The 15493-nt window shown below is 64.4% G+C and carries 25 protein-coding genes; 2 read left to right on the top strand and 23 right to left on the bottom strand.

Features of this window, described 5'->3' with window-relative positions; all coding sequences use genetic code 11:
* Positions 1-72 precede the first annotated feature (72 nt).
* Positions 73-2532 carry an ATP-dependent Clp protease ATP-binding subunit gene (locus ACZ5MC_RS21520; RefSeq protein ID WP_464516752.1) on the bottom strand — a complete coding sequence of 820 codons (2460 nt, stop codon included), beginning with the start codon at positions 2530-2532 and terminating at the stop codon, positions 73-75.
* Positions 2533-2686: 154 nt separating this feature from the next.
* Between ACZ5MC_RS21520 and ACZ5MC_RS21525 the strand changes: the two genes are divergently transcribed.
* Entirely contained in the window at positions 2687-3994 is a 1308-nt protein-coding gene (locus tag ACZ5MC_RS21525) for an adenylosuccinate synthase (RefSeq protein ID WP_464516753.1), read from the top strand.
* Between the two features lie 68 nt (positions 3995-4062).
* Positions 4063-5166: a hypothetical protein gene (locus tag ACZ5MC_RS21530; RefSeq protein ID WP_306597965.1), complete on the top strand. Its 1104-nt coding sequence runs from the start codon at positions 4063-4065 to the stop codon at positions 5164-5166.
* A gap of 56 nt (positions 5167-5222) precedes the next feature.
* Here ACZ5MC_RS21530 and rplQ read toward each other — a convergent pair whose 3' ends face one another.
* The 22 genes from rplQ to rplP all read right to left on the bottom strand — a co-directional run bounded on the left by rplQ (position 5223) and on the right by rplP (position 15489).
* Entirely contained in the window at positions 5223-5621 is a 399-nt protein-coding gene (rplQ, locus tag ACZ5MC_RS21535; protein ID WP_306597966.1) for a 50S ribosomal protein L17, read from the bottom strand.
* Positions 5622-5632: 11 nt separating this feature from the next.
* Positions 5633-6604: a DNA-directed RNA polymerase subunit alpha gene (locus ACZ5MC_RS21540; protein ID WP_306597968.1), complete on the bottom strand. Its 972-nt coding sequence runs from the start codon at positions 6602-6604 to the stop codon at positions 5633-5635.
* A 10-nt stretch (positions 6605-6614) separates the two neighbouring features.
* Positions 6615-7247 (bottom strand): 30S ribosomal protein S4, encoded by a 633-nt coding sequence (gene rpsD / locus ACZ5MC_RS21545; RefSeq protein WP_306597969.1) that lies wholly within the window; start codon positions 7245-7247, stop codon positions 6615-6617.
* A 15-nt stretch (positions 7248-7262) separates the two neighbouring features.
* The gene (rpsK, locus tag ACZ5MC_RS21550; RefSeq protein WP_243330331.1) at positions 7263-7670 is read right to left on the bottom strand and encodes a 30S ribosomal protein S11; all 408 of its coding nucleotides are present in this window, start codon (positions 7668-7670) and stop codon (positions 7263-7265) included.
* A gap of 16 nt (positions 7671-7686) precedes the next feature.
* Entirely contained in the window at positions 7687-8055 is a 369-nt protein-coding gene (gene rpsM, locus ACZ5MC_RS21555; RefSeq protein WP_306597970.1) for a 30S ribosomal protein S13, read from the bottom strand.
* A 9-nt stretch (positions 8056-8064) separates the two neighbouring features.
* Positions 8065-8181, bottom strand: a complete 117-nt coding sequence (gene rpmJ, locus ACZ5MC_RS21560; RefSeq protein ID WP_243288424.1) for a 50S ribosomal protein L36 — start codon at positions 8179-8181, stop codon at positions 8065-8067.
* Positions 8182-8210: 29 nt separating this feature from the next.
* On the bottom strand, positions 8211-8429 hold the full coding sequence (infA, locus tag ACZ5MC_RS21565) for a translation initiation factor IF-1 (RefSeq protein ID WP_005038062.1): 219 nt from the start codon (positions 8427-8429) through the stop codon (positions 8211-8213).
* Positions 8426-9079: an adenylate kinase gene (locus ACZ5MC_RS21570; protein WP_306597971.1), complete on the bottom strand. Its 654-nt coding sequence runs from the start codon at positions 9077-9079 to the stop codon at positions 8426-8428. The genes infA and ACZ5MC_RS21570 overlap by 4 nt, the downstream gene beginning before the upstream one ends.
* The gene (gene secY / locus ACZ5MC_RS21575; RefSeq protein WP_306597972.1) at positions 9076-10422 is read right to left on the bottom strand and encodes a preprotein translocase subunit SecY; all 1347 of its coding nucleotides are present in this window, start codon (positions 10420-10422) and stop codon (positions 9076-9078) included. Before secY ends, ACZ5MC_RS21570 begins: the two co-directional genes overlap by 4 nt.
* Positions 10423-10447: 25 nt before the next feature.
* Entirely contained in the window at positions 10448-10915 is a 468-nt protein-coding gene (rplO, locus tag ACZ5MC_RS21580) for a 50S ribosomal protein L15 (protein ID WP_306597973.1), read from the bottom strand.
* 3 nt (positions 10916-10918) lie between these two features.
* Positions 10919-11116 carry a 50S ribosomal protein L30 gene (rpmD, locus tag ACZ5MC_RS21585; protein WP_306597975.1) on the bottom strand — a complete coding sequence of 66 codons (198 nt, stop codon included), beginning with the start codon at positions 11114-11116 and terminating at the stop codon, positions 10919-10921.
* A complete protein-coding gene (gene rpsE, locus ACZ5MC_RS21590) occupies positions 11117-11584 on the bottom strand; it encodes a 30S ribosomal protein S5 (protein ID WP_373432577.1) in 468 nt (155 codons plus the stop codon).
* A gap of 73 nt (positions 11585-11657) precedes the next feature.
* Positions 11658-12020 carry a 50S ribosomal protein L18 gene (gene rplR, locus ACZ5MC_RS21595; protein ID WP_306597977.1) on the bottom strand — a complete coding sequence of 121 codons (363 nt, stop codon included), beginning with the start codon at positions 12018-12020 and terminating at the stop codon, positions 11658-11660.
* Positions 12021-12029: 9 nt separating this feature from the next.
* On the bottom strand, positions 12030-12566 hold the full coding sequence (gene rplF / locus ACZ5MC_RS21600; protein ID WP_306597978.1) for a 50S ribosomal protein L6: 537 nt from the start codon (positions 12564-12566) through the stop codon (positions 12030-12032).
* Between the two features lie 34 nt (positions 12567-12600).
* Positions 12601-12996, bottom strand: a complete 396-nt coding sequence (rpsH, locus tag ACZ5MC_RS21605) for a 30S ribosomal protein S8 (protein ID WP_306597979.1) — start codon at positions 12994-12996, stop codon at positions 12601-12603.
* 12 nt (positions 12997-13008) lie between these two features.
* A complete protein-coding gene (locus ACZ5MC_RS21610; RefSeq protein WP_306597980.1) occupies positions 13009-13194 on the bottom strand; it encodes a type Z 30S ribosomal protein S14 in 186 nt (61 codons plus the stop codon).
* A gap of 9 nt (positions 13195-13203) precedes the next feature.
* Complete coding sequence (rplE, locus tag ACZ5MC_RS21615; RefSeq protein ID WP_306597981.1) at positions 13204-13758, bottom strand: 50S ribosomal protein L5; 555 nt, start codon at positions 13756-13758, stop codon at positions 13204-13206.
* Positions 13759-13937: 179 nt separating this feature from the next.
* Entirely contained in the window at positions 13938-14213 is a 276-nt protein-coding gene (rplX, locus tag ACZ5MC_RS21620; protein ID WP_306597982.1) for a 50S ribosomal protein L24, read from the bottom strand.
* Positions 14213-14581, bottom strand: a complete 369-nt coding sequence (rplN, locus tag ACZ5MC_RS21625; protein WP_306597983.1) for a 50S ribosomal protein L14 — start codon at positions 14579-14581, stop codon at positions 14213-14215. The genes rplX and rplN overlap by 1 nt, the downstream gene beginning before the upstream one ends.
* 9 nt (positions 14582-14590) lie before the next feature.
* Positions 14591-14848, bottom strand: coding sequence for a 30S ribosomal protein S17 (rpsQ, locus tag ACZ5MC_RS21630; protein WP_306597984.1), 258 nt, complete (start codon positions 14846-14848; stop codon positions 14591-14593).
* A 7-nt stretch (positions 14849-14855) separates the two neighbouring features.
* Positions 14856-15059: a 50S ribosomal protein L29 gene (gene rpmC, locus ACZ5MC_RS21635; protein WP_306597986.1), complete on the bottom strand. Its 204-nt coding sequence runs from the start codon at positions 15057-15059 to the stop codon at positions 14856-14858.
* Between the two features lie 10 nt (positions 15060-15069).
* Positions 15070-15489, bottom strand: a complete 420-nt coding sequence (gene rplP / locus ACZ5MC_RS21640) for a 50S ribosomal protein L16 (protein WP_306597987.1) — start codon at positions 15487-15489, stop codon at positions 15070-15072.
* Positions 15490-15493: the final 4 nt, after the last annotated feature.

Consider the following 15493-nt stretch of genomic DNA (forward strand, 5'->3'; position numbering starts at 1 on the left):
GGCCGAAAGGGCCGTCGGTCTCTCTGGAAGGTCCCCCGGCGAACCGGGCCGCCCGCAAGGCGGATTTCTAAATCATCCCTGGACCTCGGTGAGCTGGGGTTCGGTAACGGCGGGTGTCTCGGTGAACAAAGGTACGAGCTTCTCATCAACCAGATCGAAGTGGACCATGCCCGCGGGCACCTCCTCCTGGGCGACCATGAGCTCGGCGAGGGGGTCCTCCACCATCTTCTGGATGGCCCTGCGGAGCGGCCGGGCGCCGTAGGCGCGGTCGCGGACCGTGGTGCGCACCAGGAAGTCGCAGGCCTCGTCGGAGAGGGTGACGACCAGGCTGTGCTTCTGGAGGGTGACGTTGAGGTCGTTGATGAGCAGGCGCACGATCTTGCGGAGCTCCGCGTCCCCGAGGCGGTTGAACACCACGATCTCGTCGATGCGGTTGAGGAACTCGGGCGGGAAGGTCCGCTTGAGCACCTTGAGCGCTTCGCCAGCTTTCGAATCCGGACGGTCATCCTTTATCCCGAAGCCAAGGTTCTTGTCCGGGAGGAGTTCCCGGCTGCCCACATTGGAGGTCATGATGATAATTGTGTTCTTGAAGTCCACTTGGTTCCCGAAGGCGTCCGTGGCCTGACCGTCGTCGAAGATCTGCAGGAGGACGTTCATCAGGTCCGGGTGGGCCTTTTCCATTTCATCGAAAAGGATGACGCAATAGGGGTTGCGCCGGATCCTGTCCGTGAGCATGCCGCCTTCTTCATAGCCCACGTACCCCGGAGGGGCCCCGAGCAGCTTGGAAACTTCGTGCTTTTCCATGAATTCGGACATGTCGAACCGGATCATCTTCTTGGGATCGCCGAAGAGGAACCCGGCCAGGGTCTTGGCCAGCTCGGTCTTGCCCACGCCCGTGGGGCCCAGGAAGAGGAAGGAGCCCATGGGCCGGGCGGGGTTCTTGAGGCCGGTGCGGGCCCGGCGCACGGCCCGGCTCACGGCGCTCACGGCCTCCTCCTGGCCGATGACGCGCTCGTTGATGTGCTCTTCCATGTGGGAGAGGTTGGCCTTCTCCTCGTTCTTGAGGGCCCGCACGGGGATGCCCGTCCAGGAGGCCACCACGTCCTCGATGTCCCGTTCGGTCACCTCGGCGAAGCTCTCGTAGTCCTCCTCCGACAGCTCCCCTTCGGTCCCGGTGATCTGCTCCCGCAGCTGCACTTCCTTCTGGCGGAGCAGCACGGCCTTCTCGAAGTCGCGGTTGAGCACCGCCTCGTTCATCTCCGTGATGACCCGGTGCAGCTCCTCCTCGGCCTTGTGGCTCTCCCCCACGGTCACGCCGCCGCGGAGCTTCACCCGGGCGCCGGCCTCGTCCAGGAGGTCGATGGCCTTGTCGGGGAGCGACCGGTCGGTGATGTAGCGGTTGGAGAGGTACACCGAGGCCAGCAGGGTGGCCGGGGTGTAGCGCACCCGGTGGAACAATTCGTAGCGGCTGCGGATGCCTTCCAGGATGCGCAGGCTCTCGGGCTCGTCCGGGGGGTTCACGTTCACCGGCTGGAAACGCCGCACGAGGCTGCGGTCCTTGTCGATGTACTTGGCGAACTCCTTGTGGGTGGTGGCGCCGATGCACTGGATCTCGCCGCGGGAAAGGGCCGGCTTCAGGATGTTGGCGGCGTCCAGGCTGCCTTCGGCGGCGCCCGTGCCGATGATGCTGTGGATCTCGTCGATGAAGAGCACCACGCTGGGGTCCTTGGACGCCTCGGCGATGATGGACTTCAGCCGCTCCTCGAACTGGCCGCGGTACTTGGTGCCCGCCACCACCAGGCTCAGGTCCAGCGCGTAGATGCGCTTCTCCTGCAGGCTCGGCGGCACGAGGCCCTCGTGGATCTTCTGGGCCAGGCCCTCCACGATGGCGGTCTTCCCGACCCCCGCCTCGCCCAGGAGGATGGGGTTGTTCTTGCGGCGGCGGGAGAGGATCTGGATGATGCGGTCCACCTCGGTCTCGCGGCCGATGAGGTTGTCGAAGATGCCGCGCTCGGCCAGCTCCGAGAGGTTCCTCGCGAACTCGGCCAGGAGCGGGTGCTCCTTCTTCTTCTTGGCGATCTTCTCCTCCTTGGTGGCTTCCAGGAGGATCTCCTTGGCGGCGATGAGGTCGGCGCCGGCCTCCTTCAGGAGGCGGCCCGCGAGGCCCTGCTCCTCCTTCAGCATGCCCAGGAGCAGGTGCTCGGCGCCCACGTGCTTGTGGTTGAGCTTGGCGCTCTCCTGGGTGGCGTGCTGGAGGATGCGCTTGACCTCCTCCTCCATGGGGATGTCGATGCTGGTCGAGCTGGGCGTGAGCCGTTTGTCGCGCGGGCTCAGGGCGGAAATGAGACGCTCCCGCAGCAGGTTGGTCTGGACGCCCATGCGATCCAGCAGCTGGATGGAGGTCTTCTCGGCCTCGCGCAGGAGACCGAGCAGGAGATGCCCGCTCTGGATGCTCTCCGAGCCGAACTGGCTGGCTTCGTAGCGAGCGAAGAACATGACGCGGCGTGCTTTTTCGGTGAATTTCTCGAACATGCGGCCCCCCCGGAATATTCTGAACCCCGCCTCCCCACTGAAGACAGGACCGGACACTAAAGGGTAGCCTCATCCGGTCCTGGTGTCCCCATTTGCTTCCGGTACCTAGGAGACCGGACCCCGGCGCGGTAATCTGGAGGATGGGGGTAAATGCATGAGTGTTCTTGCGGAGAATCTGGCCATCCTCGGCCTGCAGTGGGGCGACGAGGGCAAGGGCAAGCTGGTGGACCTTCTGAGCTCGCGGTTCCAGAACGTGGTGCGGTTCCAGGGCGGCAACAACGCCGGCCACACCGTCGTGGTGGACGGCGTCAGCATCGCCCTGCACCAGGTTCCCAGCGGGGCGCTCCATGAGGGCTGCTTCCTGGTGGTGGGCTCCGGCGTCGTGCTCAACCTGGAGGTCTTCCTGCAGGAACTGGACCGGCTCGCCAAGCGCGGGTTCGACCTGACCGATCGTCTCCTGATTTCCGATAAGGCGCACATCATCCTGCCCCACCACATCGCCCTGGACAAGTGGCGCGAAGGCGGGCTCCACAAGATCGGCACCACCGGCCGGGGCATCGGCCCCGCCTACGAGATGAAGGCCGCTCGCATGGGTGTTCGCATGGGGGATCTCCTCCACGCCGCCACGCTTCCCGAGCGCATCAGCCACGGGCACGCCGAGGTGAGCCAGCTCCTGGGCGCCGAAGCCGGCCTGGCGTCCGTCGCGGACACCGCCCGGGACATCCTGGCCATCGCCCAGCCCCTCCTGCCCATGATCGGCGATATCCAGGACTTCCTGTGGAGCGCCTGGCGCAGGGGCGAATCCATCCTCTTCGAGGGGGCCCAGGCCACCCTGCTGGACATCGACCACGGCACCTATCCCTACGTCACCAGCTCCAACTGCAGCATCGGAGGCCTCTTCACCGGCACCGGCCTGCCCCCCAAGGCCCTCTCCCACGTGCTGGGGGTCGCCAAGGCCTACACCACCCGGGTGGGCGCAGGGCCCATGCCCAGCGAGCTGCTCGACGCCACCGGGGACCGCATCCGGGAACTGGGCCGGGAGTTCGGCACCACCACCGGCCGGCCGCGGCGCTGCGGCTGGTTCGATTCCGTCATCACCGGCCACGCCTGCCGGGTGAACGGGGTGGACGGCCTGGGCCTCATGAAGCTGGATGTGCTGGACGGCTTCGACCAGGTGGGACTGGTGGTGGGCTACCGGGACGGCGAAGGCCGCGTGGGCACCCGCATCCCCTCCTGCATCCAGGACTGGAACGAAATCCAGCCCGAGATCAAATACTTCAAGGGCTGGAGCACCCCCACCCGGGGCATCCAGGACCCCGCGAAGCTCCCCGCCGAGGCCCGGGTCTACCTGGAGGCCCTCACCGCCAGCGTGGAGACCCCCATCGCCTACCTGAGCACCGGGCCCGACCGGGTGGAGGGCTACGTGGCCCCCGGCAGTTTCCTGGCAGGCCTCCTGGCCTGACCCCGGACCCTTCCGGCCCTTGCCTTGATCCATTAATATTTTATTATTGGAGGCGAGGTAGCCCAGCCATGTCCCGATCCGCCCGCCCCGTCCCCGCGACGCGCGTCCTCCTTTCCGCCGTCTGCCTGGTCGCGGCCCCTCTGGCGGCCAACCGGAACGTGCACGTCGAAAACCTGTCCAGATCCCGCTGGTCCCTGATCCTGGACTCCAGGGAGGCGAACCTGCTCGTGTATCCCGGAGGGCCTTCGGGGGAGCGCCGCCTTCCCGCCCGGGTCAGGGAGGTCCGCCTCGACCCGGGCCAGCGCCTCACCCTCACCCGCCCCACCGGGAAGGGACCCGAGCACGTCACCTGCGGCCTGTTCGACGCCGGCCCCCTGGGCGGCCTCGGCAGGAGCCGGGCCCTGTATCTGCGCTTCCCGAAGGAGGAGGCCAAGGAGGGCCGTTCCCCCGTCGTGACCCTCGAGTTCCGGCACGGCGTCCCGGGCTGGAATCCCTGCGTCGTCGAGGGGGATACGGTTCGCATCCTGGGGGACGGCTGGGATCCGCCCGCCAAGGCGTCCGCCACCGTCCCCCCGCAGGCGGCCCGCGGCGTGAAGCGCACCTCGGCCGAGGCGATCGACGCCCCCAGGCCCTTGTCCCGCCCCCGCCTCGCGGAGGGCAAGGATCCCCAGGAATCCAAGGAACCCGGGCAAGGCCCGGCCCCCCTGGCCGTGCCCGGCGCCCCCGCCTCCCAGGCCCTTCGGCTCCTGACCCTCACCAACCGGTCGGACGCCACCTGGACCGTCGGCTTCACCCAGGAGCCTGGGCCGGGCAGGCAGGGTCTATGGCGGTACAAGGCGGGCCGGGCCGTCCAGGTGAGGCCGCGCATCGAGGTGGTGCTGCCGGTCGCCCAGTCGTACCGCCTGCCGCCTCACGCCGTCCGGTTCCTGCCCATGGCCGCCGGGGAAGCGCCCCTCGCCTTGCGCCTCTGGGACGCCTCCAGCCGGACTCCCCGGGGGTTCGTCCTCACGGCCGACCCGGACGCGGGTTTCACCCTGCGCCATGGCGCAGGCGCCGCCGAGGAGACCCTCATCCGGCGGACCCTTCGCATCGAGCCAGGAGGCGCCACCCTCGCCACGGCCGCCTGGGACCCGGACCTCGGGGATGCGCTCGAGGCCCCGCCGCAGCACTGACCCGCCCCAACGAAAAAGGCGCCCGGGAGGGCGCCTTTCGTGAAGCGGTTGTCGCCTTATTCGGCGGTGGCTTCGGCTTCCTTGGGCTCGGGCAGGACGTAGTCCACGAGCTCGATGATCGCCATGTCCGCCGCGTCGCCCAGACGGTGGTCCGTCTTGAGGATGCGGGTGAAACCACCGGGACGGCCGACGAAGCGGGCAGAGAATTCCTCGGAGAAGAGCTTCTCCACGGCCTTCTTGCTGCCGAGCCGGGCCATGGCCAGGCGGCGGTTCGCGACGGTGTCCTTGCGGCCGAGGGTGATGAAGGGCTCCACGAACTTGCGGAGCTCCTTGGCCTTCACGAGGGTGGTCTGGAGGCGCTCATGCTCGATGATCGAGATGGCGAGACCCTTCATGAGGGCTTTGCGCTGGTTGGTGGTGCGGCCAAGGCGCTTGCCGGTGACATTGTGACGCATGGGTAAGCTCCTTAGACTTCTTGTTCGATGCGCATGCCGAGGGAGAGGCCGATGCGGGCGAGCTCGTCCTTGATCTCCTGGAGCGACTTCTTACCAAAGTTCTTGGTCTTCATCAGCTCCGCTTCCGTGCGCTGCACCAGCTCACCGATGGTGGTGATGTTGGCGTTGCGCAGGCAGTTGTTGGCCCGGACGGACAGCTCGAGCTCCTCGACCGACTTGCCCAGCATGCCGTTCACGCCCTCGGTGGTGAGGATCGTGGCGCCCTGCTCGGTTTCGACGGCATCCTCGTCCTGGCGGGCGAAGATGAGGAAGTGCTCGCGGAGGATGAGGGCGGAATCGCTCACCGCGTCCTTGGGGTCGACCGTGCCGTTGGTCCACACCTGGAGGGTCAGCTTCTCGTAGTCCGTGCTGTGGCCCACGCGGGCGGGCTCGACGATGTAGTTCACGCGGATGATGGGGCTGTGGTTGGAATCCAGGGGGATGAACCCGAGGCCCAGCTTCTCGTCCAGGTTCCGGTCGGCCGTGACGAAACCGCGGCCCATGGAGACCTGGATCTCCATCTCAAGTTCCCCGTCCTCGCCCAGGGTGGCGATGTGCACATCGGGGTTCATCACTTCCACATTCTGGTTGCAGCGGATGGACCCGGAGGTCACCACGCCTTCGCCCTTGTGGCTGATGGTCACGATCTGGGGCTGGGAGGAATGGAGCTTGAAAGGGATTTCCTTGAGGTTCAGGAGGATGTGGGTGATGTCCTCCCACACGCCGGGCATGGCCGTGAACTCGTGCTGCACGCCCTTGATCCGTACGTTGGTGACGGCCGCGCCCTGGATGCTGCTGAGCAGCACCCGGCGAAGGGAGTGGCCGCAGGTGGTGGCGAAACCGCGTTCGAAGGGATAGGCGACAAACTCGCCGTACGAGCCGGTCTTCGAGCTCGCACTGACCTCCGCGAAACGCGGCCTCTGGAAATCGCTGATGTTCAGCATTCCTGTCCCCTTACTTGCTGTAGAGTTCGACGATCAGCTGCTCGTTGATGTCTAGAGGAACATCTTCCCGCTTGGGAACCGCGATGACGGAGCCCTTGAAGGCGCCGGCGTCGAGGGTGAGCCACTGGGGAATTCCGCGGCCAGCCGCGGTTTCCAGGGAGGACTTAACGAAGTCGTTGGCCTGGGCCTTGACCGAGATCTCGATGCTCTGGCCGCTCTTGGTCTGGTAGCTGGGAATGTCGCAGCGCTTGCCGTTGACCAGGATGTGGCCGTGCATCACCATCTGGCGGGCTGCGGCGCGGCTGGGGGCGAACCCGAGCCGGAAAACGACGTTGTCGAGACGGCTTTCCAGGAAGGAGAGCAGGTTGTGACCCGTCACGCCCTTCTTGGAGTCGGCGCGCTCGAAGTAGAGGCGGAACTGCTTTTCCAGCACGCCATAGATGCGCTTGACCTTCTGCTTCTCGCGAAGCTGGAGGGCGTAGCCGGTGGGCTTCTTCGCCTTGGCGGCCCCGTGCTGTCCGGGGATCTTGCCCTTGCGGGTCTCGAAGGAGCACTTCTCCTTGAAACAGCGCTCACCCTTGAGGTAGAGCTTCATGCCCTCGCGTCGGCAGAGGCGGCAAACGGCGTCTTGATATCGAGCCATGGTTCTCCTCCTCTCTTAAACCCGGCGCCGCTTGGGAGGGCGGCAGCCATTGTGGGGGATGGGGGTGACGTCGCGGATGCTGGTCACGGAAATGCCGGCGGCGTTCAGGGCGCGGATGGCGCTTTCGCGGCCAGCCCCGGGTCCCTTCACGCGGACATCCACACTGCGGATGCCCTGTTCCTTGGCGGCCTCGGCGGCGACGCCCGCCGCGATCTGCGCGGCGAAGGGCGTGCCCTTCCGGGTGCCCCGGAAGTTCTGGTTGCCGGAGGACGCCCAGCTGAGCATGTTCCCCATGGGGTCAGAGATGGAAATGATGGTGTTGTTGAACGAGGCCTGGATGTGCGCCACGCCGTGGGGGACGTTCTTCTTTTCTTTTTTCTTGACCACCTTCTTGCCGGCGGTCTTTGACTGAGTCTTTGCCATATCAGTTCCTCAACCTTTACTTCTTCTTGCCGGCCACGGTCTTGCGCTTGCCCTTGCGGGTCCGCGCGTTGGTGTGAGTGCGCTGTCCACGGACGGGGAGGCCCTTCCGGTGGCGAAGGCCCCGGTAGCAGCCGATGTCCATGAGGCGCTTGATGTCCATGCCAATGTTCTTGCGCAGATCGCCTTCCACGGTCTCTTCGGCCGTGATGACGCGACGGATGCGCCCGACCTCGTCCTCGGTGAGATCCCGCACCTTGGTGCTGAAGTCCACCTTGGCCCGGGTCAGAATGCTCTGAGCCTTGGGGCGACCGATGCCATAGATGTACGTAAGCGCGATCTCGATGCGCTTGGCAATTGGCAGATCGATGCCTGCGATGCGTGCCATGTTGACTCCTTAGCCTTGGCGCTGCTTGTGCTTGGGATTCTTCTTGCAGATGATCCGATTGATGCCTTCGCGGCGGACCACCTTGCAGTGCTCGCACAGCTTCTTGATAGAGGGCCTGACTTTCATGGGTTTCCCCCAGGGATTAATGTGTGAGGTTACTTGAATCGGTAGATGATCCGGCCACGGCTGAGATCGTAAGGGGTGACTTCAACCAGGACCCTGTCGCCAGGGAGGATGCGGATGAAGTTCTTCCGCATCTTGCCGCTGATGTGAGCCAGGACCTGGTGCTTGTTTTCCAACTCGACCCGGAACACGGCATTGGGCAAGGACTCCACCACTGTGGCTTCGAGCTCAATGGCTTCTTCTTTGCTCAAGCTTGCTCCTGGAAAAGTTCAAGGATGGTGGCGTGGATCGCATCGGGCGCGAGGTTGCCGTCGACGGTGCGATAGTTCGGCCTCTCCTTGTAGAAGGCCTGGAGAGGCTGGAAGGTCTTGTTGAATTCAACCATCCGGCTTCTGAAGGCCTCGGAGCAGTCGTCGGCGCGGTGCTTCAGCGGACTGTGGCACAGATCGCAGACGTTCTCCTGGTGGGGCCGCTTTGTGACGAGGTGGTAGATGGCGCCGCAATCGTTGTTGCTGCACACCATGCGATCCACCACACGGGCTTCCAAGACACTCTCGGGGACGAAGATGTCGATCACGAATCCGAGGCCGATTCCCTGGGAGGAGAGGAAAGTCTCCAAGGATTCAGCCTGTTGCAGGGTCCGGGGATATCCATCAAACAACACATCTCCGCTCTCGTTCTGCAGCCGCGCGAAAACAAGACCGTTAACCGTGTCGTCATCCACAAGCTTGCCACTGGCCATGAGGGCCTTGGCCCGAAGGCCAATCTCCGTCCCTTTCGAGACGGCATCTCTCAGAATATCACCTGTAGACAGGTGTATCAAAGACCTTTTTTGAACCAGGCGCTTGGCCTGGGTTCCCTTTCCGCTGCCAGGGGCCCCGAGAAGGATATGGATTTTCATGGCGTCTTCGCTCCCGAGCGTGCCAGCCGGCCACCCCGGATGCGACCCTTCTCCAGGAACCCGTCGTAGCGGCGCATCACCTGATAGCTCTCAAGCTGGGCCACGGTATCCATGGCCACGCCCACGACGATGAGGAGGGAGGTTCCGCCGAAGTAGAAATTCAGTCCCGGCATGGAATTGGTGATCACGAGGGGAACGATGGAAACCAGGGCCAGGTAGACGGCGCCCGCGAAGGTCAGCTTCGAGAGGATGCTGTCCATGTAGACCGAGGTCTCCTTGCCGGGCCGGATGCCGGGGATGTAGCCCCCGGACCGCTTCATGTTGTCGGCGGTCTCGTCCGGATTGAAGACGATGCTGGTGTAGAAGAAGGCGAAGAAGATGACCACGCCCACGAAGATCGGGGTGTAGGTCCAGAAGTGGGACTGCGGGCTGATGTAGCTGGAGGCCTTGCTCAGCCACTCCCACCGCGTGAACTGGGCGATGGTGGCGGGGAAGAAGATCACCGAGCTGGCGAAGATCACCGGCATGACGCCCGCGGTGTTCACCTTGAGGGGCAGGTAGGAACTGCGCTGGCTGGCCATCCGGGAGGAATCCACCCGGCGGGCGTAGTGGATGGGGATGTTCCGGTAGGCGTTCTCCACGAGGACGACGGCCAGGAGGACGACGGTCATGGAAGCCAGCAGGAGGAGGAAGACGCCCGGAGGGGCCACGTTGCCGGCGCCCTTGAGGGACGCCATGAACATGGTGCCGATGGTCTCCATCGCCTTGGGCAGGCCCGAGACGATGCCGGCGAAGATCAGGAGCGAGATGCCGTTGCCGACCCCCCGGTCCGTGATCTGCTCGCCGATCCACATCACGAAGATGGTGCCGGTGGATAAGGTAAAGGCGCACAGGATCTTGAAGCCGAGGCCGGGATTGATGACCACGTCGGGCCCCAGGCTCTGGGCCAGGGACGCGATGCCGAAACCCTGCACGAAGGCCAGGCCCACGGTGAGGAACCGGGTCCACTGGTTGATCTTCTGGCGGCCGGCCTCGCCCTCCTTCTTCTGGAGGTTCTCGAGGGCCGGGACCACCGCGCCCATGAGCTGGAGCACGATGCTGGCCGTGATGTACGGGGTGATGCCCAGGGCGAACACCGAGAACTTCTTGAAGGCGCCGCCCGAGAACAGGTCAACCACGTTCAACAGATCCCCCGCCTTGCCCAGGTTCTTGGCCAGGGCTTCGGCGTTGACGCCGGGCACCGACACGTGCACGCCGAGCCGGTAGATCACCAGCATCGTCAGCGTGAACAGCAGGCGCTTGCGAAGTTCGGGGTTGGAGAACAACTGCCGGAGCTTTTCCATGCGTTTCAAATCCTAACGGGAAGGACTACTTGGACGCCTGCTTGGAGCAGGGGGGCTCCTGGATGGTGCCGCCGACGGCCAGGATGGCCTCGCGGGCGCCCTTGGTGACGCGGTCTGCCACCACGGTGATCTTGTGGGTCAGTTCGCCGCGCTTGAGGACCACGATCCCGCCCATCTTGGGGTCAAGCAGGTTCTTGTCCTTCATGGCTTCCAGGCACACGGTCTCGCCTTCGGCGAAATGGGTGCTGATGAAGTCCAGGCCCAGCTCCTGGAGCTGGATGGCATGGATGTTGGTGAAGCCGCGCTTGGGGAGGCGGCGGTGGAGGGGCATCTGGCCACCCTCGAAGCCGCGCTGAGAGCTGTAGCCCCGGCGGGACTTCTGGCCCTTTTCGCCGGCTCCGGCGGTCTTGCCGTTGCCGGAGCCCTTGCCCCGGCCGATGCGCTTGCGGTTCTTCGTGGCGCCCTCTGCGGGCCTGAGTTCGTTGAGCTTCATGTCTTACCCCTTCACCGTGACGTCGATGAGGTAGGGAATGCGCTTGACCATGCCATGCACATTCGGCGTGTACTCGCACTCCCGCTTGTCTCCGACCTTCTTGAGACCGAGGGTCTGGAGGAACGCACGATGCTTGGGCACGGTGCAGATGCTGGAGCGCCTGAGGGTGATGACGACCTGCTTGCCGAGGAGCTGGGACATTTAGGCCTCCGCCTGATCCAGGCCACGGTTGGTCATGACCGTGTAGGGATCCATGAGGTTCTTGAAACCCTCGAAGGTGGCGCGAACCACGTTGTGGGGGTTGGAGGAACCGAGGCTCTTGGTGAGCACGTTGTTGATGCCGGCGGCTTCCATGATGGCGCGGACGGCGGCGCCGGCGATGATGCCGGTGCCCTCGGGAGCGGGCTTCATGAGGACCGAACCGGAGCCGAAGCGGCCGGTGATGGGATGGGGCAGGCTGCGGTTGGGCGACACGGGAACGTGGATCATGTTCCGCTTGGCGCTCTCGATGCCCTTCTTGATGGCGGAAGGCACTTCCAGCGCCTTGCCGAGGCCGAAGCCCACCTTGCCGTTGCCGTCGCCCACGACCACCAGCGCGCTGAAGGAGAAGTTCTTGCCCCCCTTCACGACCTTGGTGACGCGGCCCACGTAGATGACCTGGTCCTTCATTTCGCCTTGCTGGTCGCCGCTCTGGGAGTTGGGCTTGGTGTCTGGTGCATTGTATGCCATGTTCCTCACCCTCCTAGAACTGGAGCCCGGCAGCCCGGGCGCTGTCAGCCAGCGCCTTGACGCGGCCGTGATAGACATAACCGTTGCGGTCGAACACCACGGACGTGATGCCCTTTTCCTTCAGGCGAGCGGCGATGCTCTCCCCGACGGCCTTGGCGGCTGCGATGTTGGAGCCGGAGGCCAGGGTTTCCCGCAGGCCCTTTTCGAGGGACGAGCTGGCGGCGATGGTGACACCCTGGGTGTCATCCACGGCCTGCACGTAGATCCTCTTGAGGCTCTTGTAGATGGTGAGACGCGGACGCTCGGGGGTGCCGGAAATGCGGCCCCGGATGCGATTCTTGGTCTTCTGACGGCGGATCGAGATGTCGTTAGCCATGGTTGCTCCCTACTTCCCGGTCTTGCCGGCCTTGCGGCGGATGACTTCACCCGTGTACTGGACGCCCTTGCCCTTGTAGGGCTCCGGCTTCCGGTACTTGCGGATGTCCGCTGCGACCTGGCCGACCAACTGGCGGTCGATCCCGGTCACGACGAGGTGAGTGTTCTTTTCCACGGCGATCGTGATGCCCTGGGGAGCGGCATAGTTGATCGGGTGGCTGTAGCCCAGGTCGAGGCGGAGGTTTTCGCCGTCCATGGCAGCCTTGTAGCCGACGCCGACGATGTCCAGTTCCTTCTTCCAGCCCGTGGTCACGCCGACGACGGCGTTGTTGATCAGGGCGCGGGTGAGGCCGTGGAAGGCCCGGTTCTGGGCTTCGTCATTGACGCGGGTAAGGTTGATGGAATCGGCCGCGACTTCGACGGTGATCCCCTGGGGGATCGGGCAGGTCAGCTTGCCCTTGGAGCCTTCGACGACGGCCTCAGCCCCGTGGATGGTCACTTTGACGCCTGACGGCAGTGCCACTGGCTTTTTTCCGATGCGAGACATGATGGTTTCCTTGGAAAGGGTTGGAGAGCGGTTTCTACCAGACGTGGGCCAGGACCTCGCCACCGAGGTTCTGCTTGCGGGCGTCCTTGCCCGTCAGCAGGCCCTTGGGCGTGGTGAGGATGGAGATGCCCAGGCCACCCTGGACCTCGGTGATCTCCTTGACGCCGGCGTAGACGCGGAGGCCGGGGCTGGAGATGCGCTTGAGGCCGTGGATGACCGACTCTCCGGTCTTCACGTACTTGACCTGGATGATGAGGTAGTCGCGGCCCTCGTGCTCGACGGCCTTGTAGCCGTGGATGTAGCCTTCCTGCTTCAGGATGGCGGAGAGACGCTCCTTCATCTTGCTGGCGGGCACGACCACGGCGTCGTGGCCGGCCATGATGCCATTGCGGAGGCGGGTGAGGTAATCGGCGATCGGATCAGTGTTCATGGATGCCTCTCCTTACCAGCTGGACTTCTGGACGCCCGGGAGCTCGCCGGCGAGGGCGTGCTTGCGGAAACAAAGGCGGCAGAGTTCGAACTTGCGCATGTAGCCCCGGGGACGGCCGCACACCTTGCAGCGGTTCCGGTGCTGAGTGGAAAACTTGGGCTTGACGCTGTCCTTGTAGATCTTGTTGGTGCTAGCCATGTGGGCTCCCTATTTCCGGAAAGGCATGCCCAGGTGGGCAAGCAGGGCACGGGCCTCGGGGTCCGTGGGCGCTGAAGTCACGAAGGTGATGTTCATCCCCTTCATCTTTTCAACCTTGGAGTAGTCGATCTCCTGGAAGATCAGCTGGTCCTTGAGGCCGAGCGTGTAGTTGCCGCGTCCGTCGAAGGACTTGGTGGGGACGCCGCGGAAGTCGCGGACGCGGGGGAGCGACAGGCTCACCAGGCGGTCCAGGAATTCCCACATGCGGTTGCCACGCAGGGTCACCATGCAGGCGATGGGCATGCCCTCGCGCAGCTTGAACTGGGCGACGCTCTTCTTGGCCTTCCGGACGACGGCCTTCTGGCCGGCGATCGCGGTGAGCTCTTCCACGGCGACGTCCAGGACCTTGATGTTCTGGATGGCGTCGCCGACGCCCATGTTGATGACGATCTTGTTCAAACGGGGCACTTGCATCGCAGAGGTGTACCCGAATTCCGATTGAAGCTTCCCGGCCACTTCGGCGTGGTAACGGGCCTTGATGCGGGGTTCCGCACTAGTAGGCATTCTTTCCTCCATTTCCGGGGGACGACTACATCCCCAGGGTTCGGGAGGGCGAAAGGGCTTGGTACCGGCGGTCCGGCCCGTTTCCTTCCAACCTCGGTTGTCAAAGTGTTCCGCCGACGGACATCCATCGGCGGAATGGCCATTCTCTCACAGATGTGAAGGAACGGGATGGAAAATTCTTACTCGGCCCGCTTGCGGGTGGGCTTCTGGGTGGTGGGGTCGATCAGCATCACGTTGGAGGCGTGGATGGGAGCCTCCTTGGAGATGATGCCGCCGCCTTCACCGGTCTGCTGGTTGGGCTTGGTGGCCTTCTTGATCATGTTCAGGCCGCCGACGATCACCTTGTTGGTGGCGGGCTGGACCTTGGCGATCTGGCCGCGCTTGCCCTTTTCCTTGCCCGCGATGACGACCACTTCGTCGCCCTTCTTGAGCTTCATCTTGGTCGGTTTGTCCATTAGAGCACCTCAGGGGCGAGGGAAACGATCTTCATGTACTTCCGCTCGCGCAGCTCGCGGGCCACGGGTCCGAAGACGCGGGTTCCGACCGGTTCGCCATCCTTCTTGATGATGACGGCGGCGTTCTCGTCGAAGCGGATGTAGGACCCGTCCTTGCGGCGGAAGGCCTTCCGCTGGCGGACGATGACGGCCTGGACGACGGCCTTCTTCTTGACCGTGCCGCCCGGGATGGCTTCCTTGACGGAAGCGGTGATGACGTCGCCCAGCTGGGCGATCCTGCCCACACCGCCGCCCAGGGGCAGGATGCAGCAGATCTTCTTTGCGCCGGAGTTGTCGGCGACGGTTAGCATGGATCCCATCTGAATCATATCGGCTCCTTACTCGCCAGCTTTCTGGGTGATCTCGAGGACCATCCAGCGCTTGCGCTTGGAAAGGGGACGGGACTCCACGATCTTGACCACGTCGCCGATCTGGCAGGCATTGGTCTCGTCATGGGCCATGAATTTCGCGGTCTGCTTCACGGTCCGGGAGTACAGGGGGTGCTGGAACTTGCGCTCCACCTTCACCACCACCGTCTTGTCGGCCTTGTTGGAGACCACTACGCCACTGCGAATCATCTTATGTTCTAGGCTCATGGTTTCCTCACACAGCCAGTTTGGACTTGAGGGCGGTCTTGACGCGGGCCAGTTCGCGACGCGTCTTGCGGATCTCGGCAGTGTTCTCCACCTGTCCCACGGCATGCTGGAAGCGGAGGGTGAACCGCTTGGCGGCCAGGTCGGCCTCCAGCTGCGCCAGCTCCTCGATGCTCTTGCCAGCCAGTTCGCTGAATGGATTCTTCTTGTTCATCTCGTGCCTCTCACTCTTCCGGGGGGGTTCGGGAGATGAACTCGGTGGCCACGGAGAGCTTCATCTGCGCGAGGCGCAGGGCCTCCTTCGCAGTGGCTTCGTCCACACCTTCCATCTCGAACAGGATGCGGCCGGGACGGATCACGGCAACCCAGCCATCGGGCGCGCCCTTGCCGGAACCCATGCGGGTCTCGGCCGGCTTGCTGGTGGTGGGCCGGTCGGGGAAGATCCGGATCCAGATGCGCCCGCCGCGCTTGATGTGGCGGGTCATGGCGATACGGGCGGCCTCGATCTGCCGGTTGGTGAGCCAGCAGTGCTCGAGGGCCTTGAGTCCATAGTCGCCGAAGGAAATTTCGTTGCCGCGGGTCGAGACGCCGCAGGTGCGGCCCTTCTGGACTTTGCGGTGCTTGACCTTATTAGGCATCAACATGGCT

It is taken from the genome of Mesoterricola sp. JemC181 (assembly GCF_055384585.1).

What these genes read in the sequence shown, in the direction of transcription:
- ACZ5MC_RS21520 (WP_464516752.1), bottom strand. Translation starts at nt 2,532, where the DNA reads ATGTTCGAGAAATTCACCGAAAAAGCACGCCGCGTCATGTTCTTCGCT.
- ACZ5MC_RS21525 (WP_464516753.1), top strand. Translation starts at nt 2,687, where the DNA reads ATGAGTGTTCTTGCGGAGAATCTGGCCATCCTCGGCCTGCAGTGGGGC.
- ACZ5MC_RS21530 (WP_306597965.1), top strand. Translation starts at nt 4,063, where the DNA reads ATGTCCCGATCCGCCCGCCCCGTCCCCGCGACGCGCGTCCTCCTTTCC.
- rplQ (WP_306597966.1), bottom strand. Translation starts at nt 5,621, where the DNA reads ATGCGTCACAATGTCACCGGCAAGCGCCTTGGCCGCACCACCAACCAG.
- ACZ5MC_RS21540 (WP_306597968.1), bottom strand. Translation starts at nt 6,604, where the DNA reads ATGCTGAACATCAGCGATTTCCAGAGGCCGCGTTTCGCGGAGGTCAGT.
- rpsD (WP_306597969.1), bottom strand. Translation starts at nt 7,247, where the DNA reads ATGGCTCGATATCAAGACGCCGTTTGCCGCCTCTGCCGACGCGAGGGC.
- rpsK (WP_243330331.1), bottom strand. Translation starts at nt 7,670, where the DNA reads ATGGCAAAGACTCAGTCAAAGACCGCCGGCAAGAAGGTGGTCAAGAAA.
- rpsM (WP_306597970.1), bottom strand. Translation starts at nt 8,055, where the DNA reads ATGGCACGCATCGCAGGCATCGATCTGCCAATTGCCAAGCGCATCGAG.
- rpmJ (WP_243288424.1), bottom strand. Translation starts at nt 8,181, where the DNA reads ATGAAAGTCAGGCCCTCTATCAAGAAGCTGTGCGAGCACTGCAAGGTG.
- ACZ5MC_RS21570 (WP_306597971.1), bottom strand. Translation starts at nt 9,079, where the DNA reads ATGAAAATCCATATCCTTCTCGGGGCCCCTGGCAGCGGAAAGGGAACC.
- secY (WP_306597972.1), bottom strand. Translation starts at nt 10,422, where the DNA reads ATGGAAAAGCTCCGGCAGTTGTTCTCCAACCCCGAACTTCGCAAGCGC.
- rplO (WP_306597973.1), bottom strand. Translation starts at nt 10,915, where the DNA reads ATGAAGCTCAACGAACTCAGGCCCGCAGAGGGCGCCACGAAGAACCGC.
- rpmD (WP_306597975.1), bottom strand. Translation starts at nt 11,116, where the DNA reads ATGTCCCAGCTCCTCGGCAAGCAGGTCGTCATCACCCTCAGGCGCTCC.
- rpsE (WP_373432577.1), bottom strand. Translation starts at nt 11,584, where the DNA reads ATGAAGGACCAGGTCATCTACGTGGGCCGCGTCACCAAGGTCGTGAAG.
- rplR (WP_306597977.1), bottom strand. Translation starts at nt 12,020, where the DNA reads ATGGCTAACGACATCTCGATCCGCCGTCAGAAGACCAAGAATCGCATC.
- rplF (WP_306597978.1), bottom strand. Translation starts at nt 12,566, where the DNA reads ATGTCTCGCATCGGAAAAAAGCCAGTGGCACTGCCGTCAGGCGTCAAA.
- rpsH (WP_306597979.1), bottom strand. Translation starts at nt 12,996, where the DNA reads ATGAACACTGATCCGATCGCCGATTACCTCACCCGCCTCCGCAATGGC.
- ACZ5MC_RS21610 (WP_306597980.1), bottom strand. Translation starts at nt 13,194, where the DNA reads ATGGCTAGCACCAACAAGATCTACAAGGACAGCGTCAAGCCCAAGTTT.
- rplE (WP_306597981.1), bottom strand. Translation starts at nt 13,758, where the DNA reads ATGCCTACTAGTGCGGAACCCCGCATCAAGGCCCGTTACCACGCCGAA.
- rplX (WP_306597982.1), bottom strand. Translation starts at nt 14,213, where the DNA reads ATGGACAAACCGACCAAGATGAAGCTCAAGAAGGGCGACGAAGTGGTC.
- rplN (WP_306597983.1), bottom strand. Translation starts at nt 14,581, where the DNA reads ATGATTCAGATGGGATCCATGCTAACCGTCGCCGACAACTCCGGCGCA.
- rpsQ (WP_306597984.1), bottom strand. Translation starts at nt 14,848, where the DNA reads ATGAGCCTAGAACATAAGATGATTCGCAGTGGCGTAGTGGTCTCCAAC.
- rpmC (WP_306597986.1), bottom strand. Translation starts at nt 15,059, where the DNA reads ATGAACAAGAAGAATCCATTCAGCGAACTGGCTGGCAAGAGCATCGAG.
- rplP (WP_306597987.1), bottom strand. Translation starts at nt 15,489, where the DNA reads ATGTTGATGCCTAATAAGGTCAAGCACCGCAAAGTCCAGAAGGGCCGC.